This is a genomic window from Streptomyces sp. NPDC048506 (genome assembly GCF_040651315.1).
Classification (GTDB): Bacteria; Actinomycetota; Actinomycetes; order Streptomycetales; family Streptomycetaceae; genus Streptomyces.
Genome location: NZ_JBEZIX010000005.1, coordinates 99,472 through 119,668, shown reverse-complemented (window position 1 = coordinate 119,668; position 20,197 = coordinate 99,472). Strand labels below are relative to the sequence as shown.

General features: G+C 71.4%; 15 protein-coding genes. 9 read left to right on the top strand and 6 right to left on the bottom strand.

The window, feature by feature from the left end:
• The first annotated feature begins 229 nt into the window (after positions 1-229).
• Both glnA and AB0C96_RS05440 read left to right on the top strand, forming a co-directional pair.
• Positions 230-1,591 (top strand): type I glutamate--ammonia ligase, encoded by a 1,362-nt coding sequence (glnA, locus tag AB0C96_RS05445; RefSeq protein ID WP_362913938.1) that lies wholly within the window; start codon positions 230-232, stop codon positions 1,589-1,591.
• A 27-nt stretch (positions 1,592-1,618) separates the two neighbouring features.
• Positions 1,619-4,642 carry a bifunctional [glutamine synthetase] adenylyltransferase/[glutamine synthetase]-adenylyl-L-tyrosine phosphorylase gene (locus AB0C96_RS05440; RefSeq protein WP_362913936.1) on the top strand — a complete coding sequence of 1,008 codons (3,024 nt, stop codon included), beginning with the start codon at positions 1,619-1,621 and terminating at the stop codon, positions 4,640-4,642.
• Between the two features lie 53 nt (positions 4,643-4,695).
• On the opposite strand, the gene AB0C96_RS05435 is transcribed toward AB0C96_RS05440, so the two are convergent.
• The 3 genes from AB0C96_RS05435 to AB0C96_RS05425 all read right to left on the bottom strand — a co-directional run bounded on the left by AB0C96_RS05435 (position 4,696) and on the right by AB0C96_RS05425 (position 8,357).
• A complete protein-coding gene (locus AB0C96_RS05435) occupies positions 4,696-5,523 on the bottom strand; it encodes a phosphatase PAP2 family protein (RefSeq protein WP_362913934.1) in 828 nt (275 codons plus the stop codon).
• Between the two features lie 146 nt (positions 5,524-5,669).
• Positions 5,670-6,719, bottom strand: coding sequence for a LacI family DNA-binding transcriptional regulator (locus AB0C96_RS05430; RefSeq protein ID WP_362913932.1), 1,050 nt, complete (start codon positions 6,717-6,719; stop codon positions 5,670-5,672).
• Positions 6,720-6,743: 24 nt separating this feature from the next.
• Positions 6,744-8,357 (bottom strand): alpha-amylase family glycosyl hydrolase, encoded by a 1,614-nt coding sequence (locus AB0C96_RS05425; protein ID WP_362913930.1) that lies wholly within the window; start codon positions 8,355-8,357, stop codon positions 6,744-6,746.
• Positions 8,358-8,608: 251 nt separating this feature from the next.
• On the opposite strand from AB0C96_RS05425, the gene AB0C96_RS05420 reads away from it, so the two are divergent.
• From AB0C96_RS05420 to AB0C96_RS05395, 6 genes are all read left to right on the top strand, one after another.
• Positions 8,609-9,886, top strand: a complete 1,278-nt coding sequence (locus tag AB0C96_RS05420; RefSeq protein ID WP_362913928.1) for an extracellular solute-binding protein — start codon at positions 8,609-8,611, stop codon at positions 9,884-9,886.
• On the top strand, positions 9,883-10,818 hold the full coding sequence (locus tag AB0C96_RS05415; protein ID WP_362913926.1) for a sugar ABC transporter permease: 936 nt from the start codon (positions 9,883-9,885) through the stop codon (positions 10,816-10,818). Before AB0C96_RS05420 ends, AB0C96_RS05415 begins: the two co-directional genes overlap by 4 nt.
• 5 nt (positions 10,819-10,823) lie before the next feature.
• Positions 10,824-11,660, top strand: coding sequence for a carbohydrate ABC transporter permease (locus AB0C96_RS05410; protein WP_362914123.1), 837 nt, complete (start codon positions 10,824-10,826; stop codon positions 11,658-11,660).
• A 1-nt stretch (position 11,661) separates the two neighbouring features.
• On the top strand, positions 11,662-13,260 hold the full coding sequence (locus AB0C96_RS05405; RefSeq protein ID WP_362913924.1) for a glycoside hydrolase family 13 protein: 1,599 nt from the start codon (positions 11,662-11,664) through the stop codon (positions 13,258-13,260).
• Positions 13,257-14,309, top strand: a complete 1,053-nt coding sequence (locus AB0C96_RS05400; RefSeq protein WP_362914121.1) for a LacI family DNA-binding transcriptional regulator — start codon at positions 13,257-13,259, stop codon at positions 14,307-14,309. Before AB0C96_RS05405 ends, AB0C96_RS05400 begins: the two co-directional genes overlap by 4 nt.
• A 75-nt stretch (positions 14,310-14,384) precedes the next feature.
• Complete coding sequence (locus AB0C96_RS05395; protein ID WP_362913922.1) at positions 14,385-14,828, top strand: DUF6224 family protein; 444 nt, start codon at positions 14,385-14,387, stop codon at positions 14,826-14,828.
• 54 nt (positions 14,829-14,882) lie between these two features.
• Here AB0C96_RS05395 and AB0C96_RS05390 read toward each other — a convergent pair whose 3' ends face one another.
• A complete protein-coding gene (locus AB0C96_RS05390) occupies positions 14,883-15,743 on the bottom strand; it encodes a methyltransferase domain-containing protein (RefSeq protein WP_362913920.1) in 861 nt (286 codons plus the stop codon).
• Between the two features lie 235 nt (positions 15,744-15,978).
• Between AB0C96_RS05390 and pulA the strand changes: the two genes are divergently transcribed.
• Complete coding sequence (gene pulA / locus AB0C96_RS05385; RefSeq protein ID WP_362913918.1) at positions 15,979-18,630, top strand: pullulanase-type alpha-1,6-glucosidase; 2,652 nt, start codon at positions 15,979-15,981, stop codon at positions 18,628-18,630.
• Positions 18,631-18,645: 15 nt separating this feature from the next.
• Here pulA and AB0C96_RS05380 read toward each other — a convergent pair whose 3' ends face one another.
• Both AB0C96_RS05380 and AB0C96_RS05375 read right to left on the bottom strand, forming a co-directional pair.
• Positions 18,646-19,155 carry a GNAT family N-acetyltransferase gene (locus AB0C96_RS05380; protein WP_362913916.1) on the bottom strand — a complete coding sequence of 170 codons (510 nt, stop codon included), beginning with the start codon at positions 19,153-19,155 and terminating at the stop codon, positions 18,646-18,648.
• 310 nt (positions 19,156-19,465) lie between these two features.
• Positions 19,466-20,161: a TetR/AcrR family transcriptional regulator gene (locus AB0C96_RS05375; RefSeq protein ID WP_362913914.1), complete on the bottom strand. Its 696-nt coding sequence runs from the start codon at positions 20,159-20,161 to the stop codon at positions 19,466-19,468.
• Between the last annotated feature and the right edge of the window lie 36 nt (positions 20,162-20,197).

The following is a 20,197-nucleotide window of genomic DNA, read 5'->3' as shown; positions in this document are numbered from 1 at the left end:
ACCCCTCAGGGCCCCTTCAAGACTGGGCCAAGCCCCCTGATTGTCGGCGCCCGCCGCGCTGAGCTGGCTCGCCGCGGGAAAACATCTGTGGCGAGGGTTACGGGACGGCGGTTCTGATTCAGGCCAAGGGTGCGTAATGTGACGGTAACCCCCTCACGTGATACTGGTGTGCCACGCACGCGATCAACGTGCGTGGACAGGCCGATTGACCTGCAAGGATTGGTGACCCATGGACAAGCAGCAGGAGTTTGTGCTCCGCACGCTGGAGGAGCGCGACATCCGTTTCGTACGGCTGTGGTTCACCGACGTACTCGGGTTCCTCAAGTCCGTGGCGGTGGCCCCCGCCGAGCTTGAACAGGCCTTCGACGAGGGCATCGGGTTCGACGGCTCGGCCATCGAGGGATTCGCCCGTGTGTACGAATCGGACATGATCGCCAAGCCGGACCCCGGCACGTTCCAGATCCTGCCCTGGCGCGCCGAGGCGCCCGGCACCGCCCGGATGTTCTGCGACATCCTGATGCCGGACGGCTCGCCCTCCTACGCCGACCCGCGCTACGTCCTCAAGCGCATCCTGGCGAAGACCTCCGACCTGGGGTTCACCTTCTACACCCACCCGGAGATCGAGTTCTTCCTGCTCAAGGACAAGCCCGTGGACGGCTCGCGGCCGCGCCCGGCCGACTCGTCCGGCTACTTCGACCACACCCCGCAGAACGTCGGCATGGACTTCCGCCGGCAGGCGATCACGATGCTGGAGTCGATGGGGATCTCGGTGGAGTTCAGCCACCACGAGGGCGCCCCGGGCCAGCAGGAGATCGACCTGCGGTACGCCGACGCGCTCTCCACCGCGGACAACATCATGACGTTCCGGCTGGTCATGAAGCAGGTGGCGCTGGAGCAGGGCGTCCAGGCGACGTTCATGCCGAAGCCGTTCAGCGAGCACCCCGGCTCCGGTATGCACACCCACCTCTCGCTCTTCGAGGGCGACCGGAACGCCTTCCACGAGTCCGGCTCGGAGTACCAACTCTCCAAGGTGGGCCGGTCGTTCATCGCCGGACTGCTCAAGCACGCGGGGGAGATCTCCGCCGTGACCAACCAGTGGGTCAACTCCTACAAGCGCATCTGGGGCGGGGCCAACCGCACCGCGGGCGCCGGCGGCGAGGCACCCTCGTACATCTGCTGGGGCCACAACAACCGCTCCGCGCTGATCCGCGTCCCGATGTACAAGCCGGGGAAGATGGGCTCGACCCGGGTCGAGGTGCGCTCGATCGACTCCGGCGCGAACCCCTACCTGACCTACGCCGTGCTGCTCGCGGCCGGTCTCAAGGGCATCGAGGAGGGCTACGAGCTGCCGGCCGGCGCCGACGACGACGTCTGGGCGCTGTCCGACTCGGAGCGCCGGGCGATGGGCATCGCGCCGCTGCCGCAGAACCTCGGTGAGGCCATCGAGCTGATGGAGCGCAGCGAGCTGGTCGCCGAGACCCTCGGCGAGCACGTCTTCGACTTCTTCCTGCGCAACAAGAAGCAGGAGTGGGAGGAGTACCGCTCCGAGGTCACCGCCTTCGAGCTGCGCAAGATGCTGCCCGTGCTCTGAGCCACCGCGCCACCGAGAGGCTGGACCATGGCACTACCCGCTCCGCAGGGACGGCGGAGCAGCACCTTCACCCGGCTGCTGAGGCACGGTTTCACCGACCCCTCGGCAGCCGCGGGGCTGCTCGACACCCCCGAACTCGCCCCCGTGCGCGAGGACTCGGCGCTGCTGGAGGCGCTCGGCGTCACCGCGGACCCGGACCTGGCGCTGCACGGCCTGGTCCGGCTGGTGGACGCGCTGCCGCCGGACGAGCCGCAGACCCTGCTGAGCACCGTCGTCGCGGCCAAACCGCTGCGTGACCGGCTGCTGGGGGTGCTGGGCGCTTCCGAGGCGCTCGCCGACCACCTTGCTCGGCACCCGGCGGACTGGCAGTCGCTGGTCACCTACGAGTCGGTCGACCTGCATCCCACCACGCCCGAGTTCGAGCAGGCCCTCGCCGACGGCATCTGGGGTGAGCGGGGCGCCGGCCGGCCGCGTGCGGACGCGCTGCGCGCCGCCTACCGCCGGGCCCTGCTGGGCATCGCCGCCCGCGATGTGTGCGGCACGACCGACGTCGCCGAGGCCGCCGCGGAGCTCGCCGACCTGGCCACCGCCACGATCCGGGCCGCCCTGGAGATCTGCTACGAGGAGGCGCCCGGCGACGCCGCGGTGTGCCGGCTGGCGGTCATCGGCATGGGCAAGTGCGGCGGCCGGGAGCTGAACTACGTCTCGGACGTCGACGTGATCTTCGTCGCCGAGGCCAAGGACGGCGTCGACGAGGCGAAGGCGCTCCAGGCCGCGACCCGGCTCGCCGCCCGGATGATGCAGGTGTGCTCGGACAGCACGCCCGAGGGCACGATCTGGCCGGTGGACGCCAACCTGCGCCCCGAGGGCCGCAACGGCCCGCTGGTGCGCACCCTCAGCAGCCACCTCGCCTACTACCAGCGCTGGGCCAAGACCTGGGAGTTCCAGGCGCTGCTGAAGGCCCGCCCGATGGCCGGCGACCTGGGCCTGGGGCAGGAGTACGTCGACGCGCTGGCGCCGATGGTGTGGGAGGTCGCCGAGCGGGAGAACTTCGTCACCGACGTGCGCCAGATGCGCCGCCGGGTCGTCGAGAACATCCCCGCCGCGCAGATCGAGCGGGAGCTCAAGCTCGGCCCCGGCGGGCTGCGCGACGTCGAATTCGCCGTCCAGCTGCTCCAGTTGGTGCACGGCCGCAGCGACGCCACGCTGCGCAGCGCCACGACCCTGGACGCGCTGGCGGCGCTGGCGGCCGGCGGCTACGTCGGACGGCAGGACGCCGCCGCCCTGGACGCCGCCTACCGCTTTCTGCGCACTCTGGAGCACCGTATCCAGCTCTTCCGGCTGCGCCGGACCCACCTCATGCCCGAAGATGAGGGTGAACTCCGGCGCCTGGCACGGTCGTTGGGATTGCGGACCGAGCCGGTCGACACCCTCCGCAAGGAGTGGAAGTGGCACGCCAGGGAGGTGCGACGGCTGCACGAGAAGCTCTTCTACCGTCCGCTGCTCGATGCCGTCGCCCATCTGGAGACCGGCCAGGCCCGGCTCTCCGCCAAGGCCGCCGGCCACCGCCTCGAAGCGCTCGGCTACGCCGACCCGGTCGCCGCGCTGCGCCACCTGGAGGCGCTGGCGTCCGGTGTGACCCGTAAGGCCGCCATCCAGCGGACCCTGCTGCCGGTGCTGCTGGCCTGGTTCGCGGACTCCGCCGACCCGGACGCCGGACTGCTCAACTTCCGCAAGGTCTCCGACGCCCTCGGCAAGACCCCCTGGTACCTGCGGCTGCTGCGGGACGAGGGCGCCGCCGCCGAGAACCTCGCCCGGGTGCTCTCGGCCGGCCGACTCGCCCCGGACCTGCTGCTGCGCGCCCCCGAAGCGGTGGCCCTGCTGGGCGCCCCCGACGGGCTCCAGTCGCGCAGTCGCGCCGCCCTGGAGCAGGAGGTGCTGGCCGCGGTGGGCCGTGCGGACGGGGCGGAGACGGCGGTCGCGGTGGCCCGCGGGGTGCGCCGCCGGGAGCTGTTCCGTACGGCCGCGGCGGATGTGATCGGCGCGTACGGCACGGAGTCCAACCCGGCCGACACCGACCACGGCCACTCGGTCGACGCGGTCGGCTCCGCGCTCTCCGACCTCAACGCCGCCACCCTCGCCGGTGCGCTGCGCGCCGCGGTCCGCGAGCAGTGGGGCGACACCCTGCCCACCCGCTTCGCAGTGATCGGGATGGGCCGGTTCGGCGGTAATGAGCTCGGCTACGGGTCGGACGCCGATGTGCTCTTCGTGCACGAACCGCGCGAGGGCGCCGACGAGCACGAGGCCGCCAAGGCCGCCCACGCGGTCGCCAACGAGATGCGCCGGCTGCTCGAACTCCCCTCCTCCGACCCGCCGTTGGTCGTCGACGCGGACCTCCGCCCGGAGGGCCGGTCGGGCCCGCTGGTGCGCACCCTCGCCTCGTACGCCGCCTACTACCGACGGTGGTCGCTGGTGTGGGAGGCGCAGGCCCTGCTGCGCGCCGAACCGGTCGCCGGCGACGTGGAGTTGGGGCAGCGGTTCGTCGAGCTGATCGATCCGCTGCGCTATCCGGTCGAGGGCCTGGGCGACGACGCGGTGCGCGAGATCCGCAAGCTCAAGGCCCGGATGGAGGCCGAGCGGATGCCCCGCGGCGCGGACCCCACCACCCACGCCAAGCTGGGCCGGGGCGGTCTGAGCGATGTCGAGTGGACGGTGCAGCTGCTACAGATGCAGCACGGCTGGGAGGTCCCCGGACTGCGCACCACCCGCACCCGCGAGGCGCTGGCCGCGGCACACGCCGCCGGGCTGATCGACACCGAGGACGCCCAGACCCTGGACGAGGCCTGGGTGCTGGCGGCCCGGGTCCGCAACGCGGTGATGATCGTCCGGGGCCGCCCCGGCGACACCTTCCCGGTCGACGGCAGGGAGCTGGCCGCGGTGGGCCGCTACCTCGGCTACGAGGAGGGCCACGTCGGCGAGATGATCGACGACTACCGTCGGGTCACCCGGCGGGCCCGCGGCGTGGTGGAGCGGATCTTTTACGGGGCCTGAGCCGGGCCGGTCGGGTACCTCACCCACGCCGGCCGACGGCTCGTCACCGCACCCTACGCATGGCGGGTCATCCGGTGCGGCAGCGCCCCGAACCACAGGTACGCCAACCCGAAGCCCAGGCTCAGGCAGAGCATCCCGCCGACCGCGTCCAGCCAGAAGTGGTTGGCGGTGGAGACGATGACCAGCAGGGTCGCGGTCGGGTAGAGCATGCCGAGGACCTTGCACCACACCGGCTTGGCCAGCAGGGCGATGGTGATGCCGCACCACAGCGACCAGCCGATGTGCATCGACGGCATCGCCGCGTACTGGTTGGACATCGAGGCGAGGTTGCCGGACGCCATCGAGCCCCAGGTCCCGTGGTCGATCAGGGTGTCGATGAAGCCGCCGTCCGGCATCAGCCGGGGCGGCGCCAGCGGGTAGAAGTAGTAGCCGATCAGCGCGACGCCGGTGGTGGCGAACAGGGCCAGCCGCGCCGCGGCGTAGCGGCCGGGATGCCAGCGGTAGAGCCACACCAGCACCCCGATCGTCACGATGAAGTGCAGTGTCGCGTAGTAGTAGTTCATCGACACGATCAGCCACGTCACCGAGTTCACGGCGTGGTTGACGGTGTGCTCGACGGCGATGCCGAGGGCGTGCTCCGCCTGCCAGATCCAGTCGGCGTTCCGCAGCGCCTTCGCCTTCTGCTCCGGCACCGCGTTGCGGATCATCGAGTAGATCCAGTAGCTGACCGCGATCAGCAGGATCTCGAACCAGAGCCGGGGGGTGCGGGGGGAGCGCAGACGGGCCAATCGGCCCTCGCCCTCCGGCTGCTCGGCAACGTCCCCCTTGGGTGGCGGGGTGGTCGGCAGGCCGTCCAGAGTCCTCGTGTTCGCATCACCCATAGGCAGACAGTCTGCCAGAAAGGGGTGTCCCGGCGATCATCCTTCGGTCGGGTATTCGACCCTTTGTATCGGTCCTGAGACGGACACCGCCGCCGTACTTCTGAGGGGTGCGCCCTAGGGGAGACACCCCTTGGGTCCGCCGGCCCTCACGTGGCGCGCAACGGGCGGGGAATCCGGACGGCCTTCGGTACCGAGGCGGTCGAGCCGCGGACCACCAGCTCGGGGTGGAAGACGAACTCGCTGTGCGGCGTCGGGGTGCCCCCGACCTCCTCCAGGAGTGCGCGCACCGCGGCCTGCCCCATGGCCGTGACCGGCTGACGGATCGTGGTCAGCGGCGGGTCGGTGAAGGCGATCAACGGGGAGTCGTCGAAACCGACGACGGAGATGTCGCGCGGGACGTCCAGCCCGCACTGCCGGGCCGCCCGGATCGCCCCGAGCGCCATCATGTCGCTGGCACACACGACGGCCGTGGCGCCCCGCTCGATCAGCGCACTCGCCGCGGCCTGCCCGCCCTCCAGGGTGAAGAGGGAGTGCTGGATGTACGGCTCCGCCTCGGCCGGACCGATGTCCAGCCGCTCCTGCATGGCCCGCACAAAGCCCTCGATCTTGCGCTGGACGGGCACGAACCGCTGGGGGCCGAGGGCCAACCCGATCCGCCGGTGGCCGAGCGCGCTGAGGTGGGTGACGGCCAGGTCCACCGCGGCCCGGTCGTCCGGTGAGACGAACGGCGCCTGCACCCGGTCGGAGAAGCCGTTGATCAGGACGAACGGCACGCCCTGGCCGCGCAGCTGCTCGTAGCGCTGCATATCGGCGGAGGTGTCGGCGTGCAGTCCGGAGACGAAGATGATGCCGGCCACCCCTCGGTCGACCAGCATCTCGGTCAGCTCGTCCTCCGTGGAGCCGCCCGGAGTCTGCGTCGCCAGGACCGGGGTGTAGCCCTGGCGGGTCAGCGCCTGCCCGATGACCTGGGCGAACGCGGGGAAGATCGGGTTCTCCAGCTCGGGGGTGATCAGCCCGACCAGGCCCGCGCTGCGCTGCCGCAGACGTACCGGGCGCTCGTAGCCCAGTACGTCGAGGGCGGCAAGCACGGACTGGCGGGTGGTGGCGGAGACGCCGGGCTTCCCGTTGAGAACCCGGCTGACGGTGGCCTCGCTGACACCCGCCTGCGCTGCGATGTCGGCCAGCCGGGCGGTCATGAAGGGGACCTTACCGTCCGGCTGTCAGATTGCCCACCAGGTGCAGCTGTCACCGGGCAGCGCGGTCGTCGTGCCGTTGACGGTCACCGGCGCGGTGGAGAGCAGCGGGGTGCCCGAGGGCGGGAGTTCCACGTCGTGGCTCCGGGTGTTGACGGTGCACAACAGTCCGGGACGGGTGAACGCGAGGACGCCTTCGGGGGCCGGCTGCCAGGTCATCTCGCCGTCGCCCAGGCCCGGCAGACGGCGCCGCAGCCCGAGGGCGGTGCGGTAGAGCTCCAGGGTGGAGGCGGGGTCGCCGGTCTGCGCCGCGACGGTCAGGCCGCGCCAGTCGGCGGGCTGCGGCAGCCAGCTGCCGCCGGGCCCGAAGCCGTACGGCGGCGCCTCGCCGGACCAGGGGAGCGGGACCCGGCACCCGTCACGGAAGCCGTCCTGGCCGCCGGCCCGCCGGCCGCGGAAGAACGCCGGGTCCTGGCGCGCCTCGTCGGGCAGGTCGGTGACCTCCGGCAGGCCCAGCTCCTCGCCCTGGTAGAGGTACGCCGAGCCGGGCAGCGCCAGCATCAGCAGGGTGGCCGCACGGGCCCGGGCGAGGCTGCCGCCGAGTCGGGTGGTGTGCCGCACCACGTCGTGGTTGGAGAGCACCCAGGTGGTGGGGGCGCCGACCGAGGCGGTGGCGGCGAGCGAGGCGTCGATGACCGAGCGCAGCGCGTCGGCCCGCCAAGGGGTGTTCAGGAACTGGAAGTTGAAGGCCTGGTGCAGTTCGTCCGGGCGGACGTACAGGGCGAGGCGCTCGGCGGTGGGGGCCCACGCCTCGGCGACGCCGATCACCTGCTTGTCGTGGGTGTCGCCGTAGCCGTCCAGCAGGCGGCGCCAGGTGCGGTGGATGGCGTGCACCCCGTCCTGGTCGAAGAACGGCAGCACCTGGTTGCCGATCAGCTTGGCCTGCTCGCCGTGCCCGATGTCCGGCAGTCCGGGCGCCTTGACCATGCCGTGGGCGACGTCCACCCGGAAGCCGTCCACACCGAGGTCGAGCCAGAAGCGCAGGACGGCGGCGAATTCGTCGTGCACGTCCGGGTTGTCCCAGTCCAGATCGGGTTGTTCGGGGGCGAAGAGGTGGAGGTACCAGTCGCCGCGGTCGGTACGGGTCCATGCCGGGCCGCCGAAGACCGACTCCCAGTCGTTGGGCGGGAGTTCGCCGTGCTCGCCCTTGCCGGTGCGGAAGACGTAGCGCTGCCGGGCCAGCTCCGGCTCCTGGAACCACGGGTGCCGGTCGGAGGTGTGGTTGGGCACGATGTCGACGATCACCCGCAGGTCCAGGTCGTGGGCGGTGCGGATGAGGTCGTCGGCGTCCTGGAGGTTGCCGAAGAGCGGGTCCACGGCGCGGTAGTCGGCGACGTCGTAGCCGCCGTCGGCCTGCGGGGAGGCGTAGAACGGCGTGAGCCAGACGGCGTCCACGCCCAGGTCCTTGAGGTACGGCAGCCGCGCGCGGACCCCGCGCAGGTCGCCGACGCCGTCGCCGTCGCTGTCGGCGAACGAGCGGACGTACACCTGGTAGATGACGGCGTCGCGCCACCACCGCGGACCTCGGTCCGGTCCGGGCTCGTGGGGGGCGGGGCTGGGGGATGTGAGCTCCTGGGTCATCTGCCGTCCCTGTCGAGGTCAAGAGGCGAGGCCGTGTCAGAGGTGTGGACGCGGGGATGTGCGTTCACGGGGTCAACGCTCGGGCGGTCACGGGGTGACGGTGCCGCCGGCTCCTCCAGGGTCCCGTTCGGGCCAGCTCGCTGCAATTCCTTCCAGCAAACTTGCAGCAATTTGCCGCAAGGTCTTTCGGTTTGTTTGCTGCGCTGTTACGTTCCTGACCGCCATCTGAGGCATTTCCCTAAGGAGTTCACATGCGGCGTGGCATACGGGGCGTTACCGCCACCGCGCTGGTAGCGGGCCTGGCACTGGCGGCAACGGCATGCGGTGGCGGAGGTGACAACGGCAGCACCGACAGCGGCGGCGAACTCTCCGGAACCGTTACCTTCTGGGACACCTCCAACGACGCCGAGAAGGCGACCTACCGCAAGCTTGCCGAGGGTTTTCAGAAGGAACACCCCAAAGTCCACGTTCAGTATGTGAACGTCCCCTTCGGTGATGCCAACGCCAAGTTCAAGAACGCCGCCGGCGGCAACTCCGGTGCCCCGGACGTGATGCGCACCGAGGTCGCCTGGACCGCCGACTTCGCCAACCTCGGCTACCTGGCCCCGCTCGACGGCACCCCCGCCCTCGACAAGACCGACGACTACCTCCCGCAGGCCGTCGGCTCCACCAAGTTCAAGGGCAAGACCTACGCCGCGCCCCAGGTCATCGACACCCTCGGCCTCTTCTACAACAAGAAGCTCCTGAAGGACGCCGGCGTCGAGGTGCCCAAGACCTTCGCCGAACTGTCCACCGCGGCCAAGAAGATCAAGGCCAAGACCGGCGCCACCGCCCTCTACCTGCGCGGTGACGACCCGTACTGGTTCCTGCCGTACCTGTACGGCGAGGGCGGCGACATGGTCAACGCCCGCGACAAGGTCGTCCAGATCGACGACGGCGCCGGTGTGAAGGCGTTCAAGACCATCAAGGACCTGGTCGACTCCAAGGCCGCGGTCACCGACGCCACCGACGGCCAGGAGAACCAGCTCAAGGCCCTCAAGGACGGCACCGTCGCGATGGCCGTCGACGGCCCCTGGGACATCGAGGGCGCCCGCGCCGGCAAGGCCTTCAAGGACAAGGAGAACCTCGGCGTCGCCCCGGTACCCGGTGGCAGCTCCGCCCAGGGCTCCCCGCAGGGCGGCTGGAACCTCTCCGTATACGCCGGCAGCAAGAACCTCCGGGCCGCGTACGCCTTCGTGAAGTACATGAGCTCGGCCAAGGTGCAGCAGGAGACCACCGAGAAGCTCAGCCTGCTGCCCACCCGCACGTCCGTGTACGACGTACCGGCCGTCAAGAAGAACGAGATGGTCAAGTTCTTCAAGCCCGCCGTCGACGGTGCCGTCCAGCGCCCCTGGATCGCCGAGGGCAACTCCCTCTTCGAGCCCATCAAGGTCCAGATGAACAAGGTGCTCACCGGCTCCGCCACGCCCGAGGAAGCCGCAAAGGCGACCGGCGACGCCTACCGGAAGCTGCTCAAGGACTACAAGTGACCCTTGCCGTACGGGTGCGCCGGACGCTCGGCACCCACTGGTACGCATGGACGATGGTCGCCCCGGTGGTACTGGTCATCGGGGTGATCATCGGCTATCCGCTGGTGCGCGGCGTCTTCCTCTCCCTCACCGACGCCAACGAGGCCAACGTCGAGCGGAACATCGGCGTCAACCACATCCCCGCCACCTACACGTTCACCGGGCTGGACAACTACCAGGCGGTGCTCACGGACGGCGTCTTCTGGGACCGCCTCGGCTGGACCGTCGCGTGGACCGTGGCCTGCGTCGGCCTCACCTTCCTGATCGGCCTGGCGCTGGCGAACATGCTCAACCGGACGCTGCGCGGCCGCACCTTCTACCGCCTCGCGCTGATCCTGCCCTGGGCCGTCCCCGCGTTCATCTCCGTCTTCACCTGGCGGATGCTCTACAACGAGAAGAACGGCATCCTCAACAAGCTGCTGGCCGGCGGCGGCATCGACGCCGTCCCCTGGCTGAACGACCCGACCTGGGCCAAGCTCTCGGTCATCGCCGTCAACATCTGGCTGGGCGTGCCGTTCATGCTCGTCGCCCTGCTCGGCGGCCTTACGTCCATACCGGGCGAGCTCTACGAGGCGGCCGAGATGGACGGCGCGAGCGCCTGGCAGCGCTTCCGCAACATCACCCTGCCCGGCCTGCGGTCGGTCAGCAGCACCGTGATCCTGCTCTCCGCCATCTGGACCTTCAACATGTTCCCGGTGATCTTCCTGCTGACCCGGGGCGGCCCCGGCGACTCCACCGAGATCCTGGTGACCTACGCCTACCGGCTCTCCTTCGTCGACAGCCCCCGCAACTTCTCCGAGTCCGCGACCTGGGGCGTCCTGATCCTGGTCCTGCTCTCGGTCGTCGCGGTGGTCTACCGCCGGGCGCTGCGCAAGCAGGGAGAGGTGTGGTGACCACCATGAACCGCAAGCGCAACCAGCGGTCCCGTCCGGCCTCGGTCGGCCTGCACGCGGGCCTGCTCATCGCCGCCGTGGTGGCGGTCTTCCCGCCGCTGTGGCTGCTGGTGACGTCGTTCAAGCCGAAGAACGACGCCTTCTCCACCAGCCTCGTCACCCACTTCACCCTCGGCAACTACACCCACGTACTGGCCGACACGGAGTTCCTGACCTGGTTCAAGAACTCCGTGATCATCGTGGGGCTGACCACCGTCCTGGGCGTCTTCATCGCCGCCACCACCGGATACGCCGTCAGCCGCTTCCGCTTCCCCGGAATGCGTCCGTTGATGTGGCTGCTGCTGATCACCCAGATGTTCCCGGTCGCGGTGCTGATCGTGCCGCTCTACAACCTGCTGGCGAGTCTCGGCCTGCTCAACCAGCCGGCGGGCCTGGTCATCACCTACCTGACCATCGCCGTCCCGTTCTGCGCCTGGATGATGAAGGGCTTCTTCGACACCATCCCCGTGGAGATCGACGAATCGGGACGGGTCGACGGGCTCAACCCGTTCGGCACCTTCTGGCGGCTGGTGCTACCGCTGGCCCGCCCGGGCCTCGCCGTCACCGGCTTCTACACCTTCGTCACCGCCTGGGCCGAGGTCGCCTACGCCTCCGCCTTCATGACCGGCGAGGAGAACCTGACCCTCGCCGGCGGGCTTCAGACCTTCGTCAACCAGTACACCAACGACTGGGGTTCGATGACCGCCGCCGCCGTGATCATCGCCGTACCGGCCGCGCTCGTCTTCGCCTTCGCCCAGCGCCACCTCGTCGCCGGACTGACCGCCGGCACCACCAAGGGATGAGATGACCCACCAGCACAACGTCACTCCCGCCACCGACTGGTGGCGCGATGCGGTGATCTACCAGGTCTATCCGCGCAGCTTCGCCGACGGCAACGGCGACGGCATGGGGGATCTGGCCGGCGTCCACAGCCGGCTGCCGTACCTGCGCGACCTGGGCGTGGACGCCGTCTGGCTCAGCCCCTTCTACGCCTCCCCGCAGGCCGACGCCGGCTACGACGTCGCCGACTACCGCGCCATCGACCCGATGTTCGGCACCCTGGCCGACGCCGAGGCGGTGATCACCGAGGCCCACCGGCTGGGCCTGCGCATCATCGTCGACCTCGTCCCCAACCACTGCTCCGACCAGCACGAATGGTTCCGCCGCGCACGGGCGGAGGGCCCCGGTTGCACGGCCCGCGAGCGCTTCCACTTCCGCAAGGGGCGGGGCGAGAACGGCGAACTGCCGCCCAACGACTGGGAGTCCCTCTTCGGCGGCCCGGCCTGGACCCGGGTCCAGGACGGCGAGTGGTACCTCCACCTCTTCGCCCCCGAACAGCCCGACTTCAACTGGGACCACCCCGCCGTCCAGGACGAGTTCCGCTCCATCCTGCGCTTCTGGCTGGACCTGGGCGTCGACGGCTTCCGGGTGGACGTGGCGCACGGCCTGGTGAAGGCCCCCGGCCTGCCCGACATGGGCCACGCCGGGCAGCTGAAGCTCCTCGGCAACCAGTCCCTGCCCTTCTTCGACCAGGACGGGGTGCACGCCGTGTACCGCTCCTGGCGCGCCGTCCTGGACGAGTACTCCGGCGAGCGGATCGCGGTCGCCGAGGCCTGGACGCCCACCGCCGAGCGCACCGCGCTCTACCTCCGCCCCGACGAGCTGCACCAGGCCTTCAACTTCCACTACCTGAACACGGGTTGGGACGCGGCCGCGCTGCGCGAGGCGATCGACTCCTCGCTCGACGCGATGCGCCCGGTCGGCGCCCCGACGACCTGGGTGCTCTCCAACCACGACGTGGTGCGCCACCGCACCCGCCTGGGCGGCGGCCCGGACCGGGCCCGTGCGGCCACCCTGCTGATGCTGGCGCTGCCCGGCTCGGCGTACCTCTACCAGGGCGAGGAGCTGGGCCTGCCGGAGGTCACCGACCTGCCCGACGAGGTCCGCCAGGACCCGTCCTTCTTCCGGGACACCGGCCAGGACGGTCTGCGCGACGGCTGTCGGGTGCCCCTGCCGTGGTCCGGCGAGGCGCCGCCGTACGGCTTCGGCGCCGGCGGCAGCTGGCTGCCCCAGCCCGCCGACTGGGCTCCACTCAGCGTCGCGGCGCAGACCGGCGACCCCGCCTCCAGCCTGGAGCTCTACCGCAGCGCGCTGTCCCTGCGGCGTACCCACCCCGGCCTGGGCGCCGGTGACGCGGTCGGCTGGTTGGACGCCCCGGACGGCGTCCTGGCCTTCCGCCGGCCCGGCGGCCTGGTCTGCACCGTCAACACCACCGCGGCCCCGGTCCGGCTGCCGACGCCGGGACGGCTGCTGCTGTCCTCCCGCGAGGGGTTCGCGCAACCGGACGCCTCCGCGGGCGAGTTCACCCTCCCCGCGGACACCACCGCCTGGTGGGAGGAGTGACCCTGCCCGGTCCCCATCCGGCCCCCCGGCTGTCCGACATCGCCGCCCAGGCGCAGGTCAGCGAGGCGACCGTGAGCCGGGTCCTCAACGGCCGGGCGGGCGTGGCGGCGAGCACCCGGCAGCGGGTGCTCGCCGCGCTCGACGTCCTCGGCCACGAGCGGCCGGTGCGCTTACGGCGTCGCAGCGCGGGCCTGGTCGGGCTGGTCATCCCGGAGCTGACCAACCCGATCTTCCCGGCCTTCGCCCAGATCATCGAGCAGTCGCTGGCCGGCCACGGCTACACCCCGGTGCTGTGCACCCAGATGCCGGGCGGTGCCACTGAGGACGAACTGGTCGAGCAGCTGGAGGAGCGGGGGGTGACCGGCATCGTCTTCCTCTCCGGGCTGCACGCCGACACCCGCGCCGACACCGGGCGCTACGCCCGGCTGACCGCCCGCGGCGTCCCGTTCGTCCTGATCAACGGCCACAATCCGCGGATCGACGCGCCGTTCGTCTCGCCCGACGACGGCGCGGCGGCCCGGATGGCGGTGCGGCACCTGGCCGAGCTGGGGCACGAGCGGATCGGGCTGGCCGTCGGGCCGGCCCGTTACGTGCCGTCCCGCCGCAAGGCCGAGGGCTTCGTGGCGGCGCTGGGGGAGTCGTTCGGCCTGTCGAGGGGGCAGGCCGAACGGCGCATCCAGCACACGCTGTTCAGCGTCGAGGGCGGCCATGCGGCGGCCGGCGCACTGCTCGACGAGGGCTGCACCGGCATCGTCTGCGGCAGCGACCTGATGGCGCTCGGCGTCGTCCGGGCGGCCCGCGGGCGCGGGCTGGACGTACCGGGGCAGCTCTCCGTCGTCGGGTACGACGACTCCCAGCTGATCGCCTTCACCGATCCGCCGCTGACCACGGTGCGCCAGCCGGTCCAGGCGATGGCGACCGCCGCGGTGGGCGCCCTGATCGAGGAGGTGCACGACCGGGCACAGGGCCGGCGCCCCACCCAGCGGACGGAGTTCATCTTCCGGCCGGAACTGGTCGTCCGGGGGTCGACCGGTCCGCTGCGCGAATGACCTCCGGCGCCGGGCCGGCTCCTGCCACACTGGGTGCGCTGTGGTGTACGACCGGTGACCGGGAGTGGGTGTGTGATGAGCGACGAGGCGCGTCCGTACACGAGGGAAGAAGTGCTGCACGGCGTGGCGCTCATCCAGGCACACCTCGCGGAGGACGAGGACGCGGTCGCCGCTCTCTACGACGAGGACGACGAGGACGCGGCGGTGGAGGCCGCGCGTGCGATGTTCGCGATGGCCCACATCATCGTGCACGGGCTGATCATCCCCGAGATGTGGGTCATCAAGAAGGGCTTCAGCTACGGCGACACCCGCAACGTCCCGGAACTGAACCTGGCCCTCCATGTTGTCAAGAACATGGCGGAGCGGGTGGAGATCGCCAAGGTCTGGCCCATGGTGATCGCGGTGTCGGCGGGTGAGGTGATGGGCCTGATCGTGCAGTGCACCGACACCCCGATGGAGGAGGTGCCGGCGTTCCTCGACACGGTGCGGGAGCGGGTGTTGCTGTCGATGGCGCCGTGACGCACGGCCCGCGGCCGGCTCCCGGCCGGCGCGGGCCGCGCGTCACGGACCGGTTCAGACCGCGGTGCGGCGGGCGTGGAAGAGGCCCCAGCGCAGCAGCCCCCGGCGCGTGATGTCCGTCCACAGGGGAAGGTTGGCCAGCAGGTCGTCGACGTAGGCCGGGCTGATGGTGCGCCGCAGCTCGGCCGCTCGGCGGTGCACCTCCGCGTCGAGGCGCGCGTAGTGGGTGGCGACGTCCCCGGTGCGGTCGTCGAAACGGGCCTTGAGGCCGAGCTCGGACAGGTGCTCCAGGTAGCGGGACGGCGTCGCCAGGGTCTGGACGCCGAGGCGGGACAGCGCCGGCCGCACGGCCTCCACCGGTGCCTCCTCGGCCACCATGATGTCGGAGAAGACCAGGCCGCCGTCCGGCTTCAGCACGCGTACCGCCTCGTCCAACGCGGCCTCGCGGTCCGCCACATGGCACAGGACCTCCAGGGACCACACGACATCGAAGCGGCCCGCCTCGTAGGGGAGGTCGAGGAGGGAGCCGGTGACGACGTCGATCAGGCCGTCCAGTCCCCGCCGGGCGTTGGCCGCGCGGTGGCGCCCGTTGTGCTCCTCGCTGAGGTCGAGGGCCACCACGCGGCAGCCGAAGCGCTCGGCGAGCGCCCGGGCCGAACCGCCGTACCCCGAGCCGAGGTCGAGCACCGTGGCGTCCGGGCCGAGCAGGTCGGCGACCTGGTCCGCCGTGTGCTGCACGGTGCGGTGCGAGGCGTCCGCGACCGCCTCGTCGGCATGGGCGTAGATGCCGATGTGGATGTCCTCACCGCCCCAGACGGCGTCGTAGAAGGCGTCGACATCGCCGGTCTCGTAGTAGCGCCGGGTGGTTTCGTCGCGGTCGGACGGGCTGGTCTCGTCCCTGGTGTTGTCGGCCATGGCGGGTGGATTCCCCAGATCTCCGAGGTCGATTCGTCCCACCTGTCGGTATCGGTGACTATCCGCCAGACGGCCGCGGGGTCGGTGACCGGGGCGGTCCGGCCGGCCGGGCGCGTAGGGCCCGTTGTGGCGGACCGACGGCCGGCCGGACCTGCTCCTACGGGAACGTAACACCGTTGCAATGTCTTGCGAAAGGTCTTGCAACGAGGAATCGCCCCGACTAGAACCATGACCCATGTCCTCCACCACCCGCCGGTCCACCCGGCGCCCGGCCGCGGCCCTCGCCCTGACCCTCGGCGCGGCGGCCCTGCTCGTCCCGTTCCCGCAGCAGCCGGCCCAGGCCGCCCCGTCCGCCCCGGGCCAGGCCCTGGCGCAGTGGATCGACCGCGACACCGTCGTCTGGAAGGGCGCCGAACGCGCCGACGTCCAGCTGGAGTTCGGGGACCCCGGGTCCCCGACGGCCGGCCGCATCCGCCTCACGCCCGGCTCCCTCACCCCGGCCGAACGCAACGCCTTCCCCCACCTGACGGGCTATCCGGCCTTCACCGTCGCCCCCGGCGACCGCGACCTGGCCCGCACCGCGCTGCGCGGCCCGCTGACCGCCGCCCAGCGCACGGCGGACGGGCGGCGCACCACAACCGGCGTACAGATCCCCGGAGTCCTGGACGACCTCTACGGCGCCCGCGCCCAACACACCCGACTCGGCCCGGTCTTCCACCACGGGCGCCCCACGCTCTCCGTCTGGGCCCCCACCGCCCGCACCGTCGCCCTCGAACTCGACGGCCGCACGGTCCCGATGACACGGGACGACGCGAGCGGCGTCTGGCGGGTGCGGGGCGCGCGCGACTGGGCCGGCAAGCCCTACCGCTACCGCGTCACCGTCTGGGCCCCCACCGTCGGAAGGACCGTCACCAACGAGGTCACCGACCCCTACTCCACCGCGCTCACCGCCGACTCGGCCCGCAGCCTCGTCGTCGACCTCGACGACCCGGGGCTCGCCCCCAAGGGCTGGGCGGACCTGCGCAAGCCGGCCGCCGTGCCGCTGCGCCGGGCCCGCATCCAGGAGCTGCACATCCGGGACTTCTCCGTCGAGGACCGCACCTCCCGCCACCCCGGCCAGTACCTCGCCTTCACCGACCGCCGGTCCGACGGCATGCGCCGGCTTGCCTCCCTCGCCGCGGCCGGAACGTCGTACGTGCACCTGCTGCCGGCCTTCGACGGCGCCACCGTCCCCGAGAAGCGCGCCGACCAGCAACGCCCGGACTGCGACCTCGCCTCCTACGCCCCGGACTCCGAGAACCAGCAGCAGTGTGTGACCCGGACCGCCGCCCACGACGCCTACAACTGGGGCTACGACCCGCTGCACTACACCGTCCCCGAGGGCTCCTACGCCTCCGCCCCCGAAGGACCCGCCCGCACCGTCGAGTTCCGCCGCATGGTCCAGGGCCTGAACGGCGCCGGACTGCGCACCGTCATGGACGTCGTCTACAACCACACCGCCGCGAGCGGCCAGGACCCGCACTCCGTCCTCGACCGCATCGTCCCCGGCTACTACCAGCGGCTCCTCGACGACGGTAGCGTGGCCACCTCCACCTGCTGCTCCGGTACCGCGCCCGAACACGCCATGATGGGCAAGCTCGTCGTCGACTCCGTCGTGACCTGGGCCAAGGAGTACAAGGTCGACGGCTTCCGCTTCGACCTCATGGGCCACCACCCCAAGGCCAACATCCTCGCCGTCCGCAAGGCCCTGGACGCCCTGACCCCGCGCAAGGACGGGGTCGACGGCAGGTCCGTCATCCTCTACGGCGAGGGCTGGAACTTCGGCGAGGCCGCCGACGACGCCCGCTTCGTCCAGGCCACCCAGAAGAACATGGCCGGCACCGGCATCGCCACCTTCGACGACCGGGCCCGCGACGCGGTGCGCGGCGGCGGCCCGTTCGACGCCGACCCCCGCCTCCAGGGCTTCGCCTCGGGCCTGTTCACCGACCCCAACTCCTCACCGGCGAACGGGGATTCCGCCTCCCAGCGGGCCCGCCTCCGCCACTACCAGGACCTCATCAAGGTCGGCCTCACCGGCAACCTCGCCGACTACACCTTCACCGACAGCGACGGCCGCCGCGTCAAGGGCTCCCAGGTCGACTACAACGGCGCCCCGGCCGGCTACGCCGCCGCCCCCGGTGACGCCCTCGCATACGCCGACGCGCACGACAACGAAACCCTCTACGACGCGCTCGCCTACAAACTCCCGCAGGGCACCAGCGCCGCCGACCGCGCCCGGATGCAGGTGCTGGCACTCGCCACCGCAACCCTCTCCCAGGGCCCCGCGCTCTCCCAGGCCGGCTCGGACCTGCTCCGCTCCAAGTCCCTGGACCGCAACTCCTTCGACAGCGGCGACTGGTTCAACGCCCTGCACTGGAACTGCGCCGACGGCAACGGCTTCGGCCGCGGACTGCCGCCGGCCGCCGACAACAAGGACAAGTGGCCCTACGCCCGGCCCCTGCTGGCCGACCCCGCCCTTCGCCCCGGCTGCGCCGCCATCGACGCCACCGCCGCCGCCTACCGCGACCTGCTCCGCATCCACGCCACCGAACCGGCCTTCGGCCTGTCCACCACCGCCGCCGTCCAGTCGGCGCTCTCCTTCCCGCTCTCCGGCACGGACGAGACCCCCGGCGTGCTCACCATGCGCCTCGCCGACCTGGTGATCGTCTTCAACGCCACCCCGCACCGGCAGGACCAGGCCGTCCCCGCCCTCGCCGGTGCGCCCTACCGCCTCCATCCGCTCCAGGCCCACGGCGCGGACCCCACCACCGCCACCGCCTCGTTCGCCCGCGCCACCGGCACCTTCACCGTGCCGGGCCGCACGGTGGCGGTCTTCCGTCGGGGCTGAGGCGGACTGGCGCCCTCACACCAGCCGCTTCTCCAGCAGGGTGACGGCGTACGGACTGCCGCCGCCGTCCGTCTTGGCGGACTGCTCCCCGACGACGGCGTACCCGGCACCCTCGTAGTACGTGCGCAACCGCGGGTTGGACGCCACGCAGTCCAGCCGGGACCACTCCCTGCCCGCCGCGGCGATCCGCCGCTCGGCGTGCGCCAGCATCGCCCGCCCGGTCCCGGCCGGCGCCCGCCCGCGGTCCACCATCAGCCGGTGCACATACCCCGCCTCCGCCGGCCGCGGTCCCCACGCCGGCTCGTCCCGCCACCACAGTTCGAAGGCGCCCACTATGTGCCCGGCCGCCTCCGCCAACCAGACCTCACCCTCCGCCATCCGCTGCCGGAAGTGCTCCACGCCCTTCCCGCCCGGCTTCCACTGGTCGATGCCGGACTCCTGCATCCACCGCGCCGCGGCGTCGTACAACTCCACCAGAACGACCGGGTCGGTGTCGTCGGCCAACCGAAACATGATCTCTTCCATACGGATCATTCTGGCTTCCCACGCTTTCGTCTGCGGCGCCGCGCTTCTTCTCGCCGTGGCCTTGGCGGCCGGCGTTCTCCGCACGTTGTTGGCTTTCCCGCCGTGTGTCGTCTCGCCGTGGCGCCTGCGGCGGGCGTGGGTTGTTGGGTGCGGTGACGGTCCTGCGGGGCAGGGGTGTGGGACTGCTTCGCTTTACGTCCCACACCCCTGCCCCTCCGGCCCGTCCCCTCCCGTGAGTGGGAGGAAAAACGGTGGTGGGGGCGGGCGCGAGTGGTCCACTGCGCGCAGTCAAAGACGGCCCTCGCCCAGATCAAACGGGTTGCGGCAATGCCATGAGTCGGCCCACGAGGTCCGCGAACATGCCGTCCGCCGGTTCGTCCACGAGCATCTGTCGGACCACCTGGGCCATCCGCTCGTCGTACGCGGCGCTCACCGCGGCCAGTGCCGCGAAGTCGTGGACCAGCTGGCGTTCCAGCTCGGCGCGGGGTACCCGGCGGCCGTCCAGCCAGAGCAGTGCGGTGGTCTCGGCCAGCGAGATCCACGAGCGGACCACCATCTCCAGCCGCGGGGGCGGGTCACAGACGCCGAGGTGGGCGACGATCTGCTCGAAGGCGGCCTGCCGTACGCCGTCTATCATCGCGCTGGTCCGGCTCGAACCGATCGCCGGGCCACCGCGCATCAGCGCCGCGAAGCCGGGCCCGTGCTCGTCCACGAAGTCGAAGTACCGCTCCATGACCCGCAACAGTCGGGCGCCGAGCGGGCCTTCGTGCGGCTCCACGAACCGGGCCGTCAGCTCGTCCGCGGCGCGTCGCAGCGCGGCCTCGTACAGCTGCTGCTTGCCCGGGAAGTAGTGGTAGACCAGCGGCCGGGAGATGCCGGCCGCCTCGGCGATCTCGTCGATCGAGACGTCCTCGGGGGAACGGTGGCTGAAGAGGTCGAGGGCGACCGCGATCAGCTGATCGCGCCGTTCCTCGACGCCCATCCTGCGGCGCGCCCCGGTCGTCATGCGCACCACCCTAACGACCCGGGGCGCGGCGCGGAA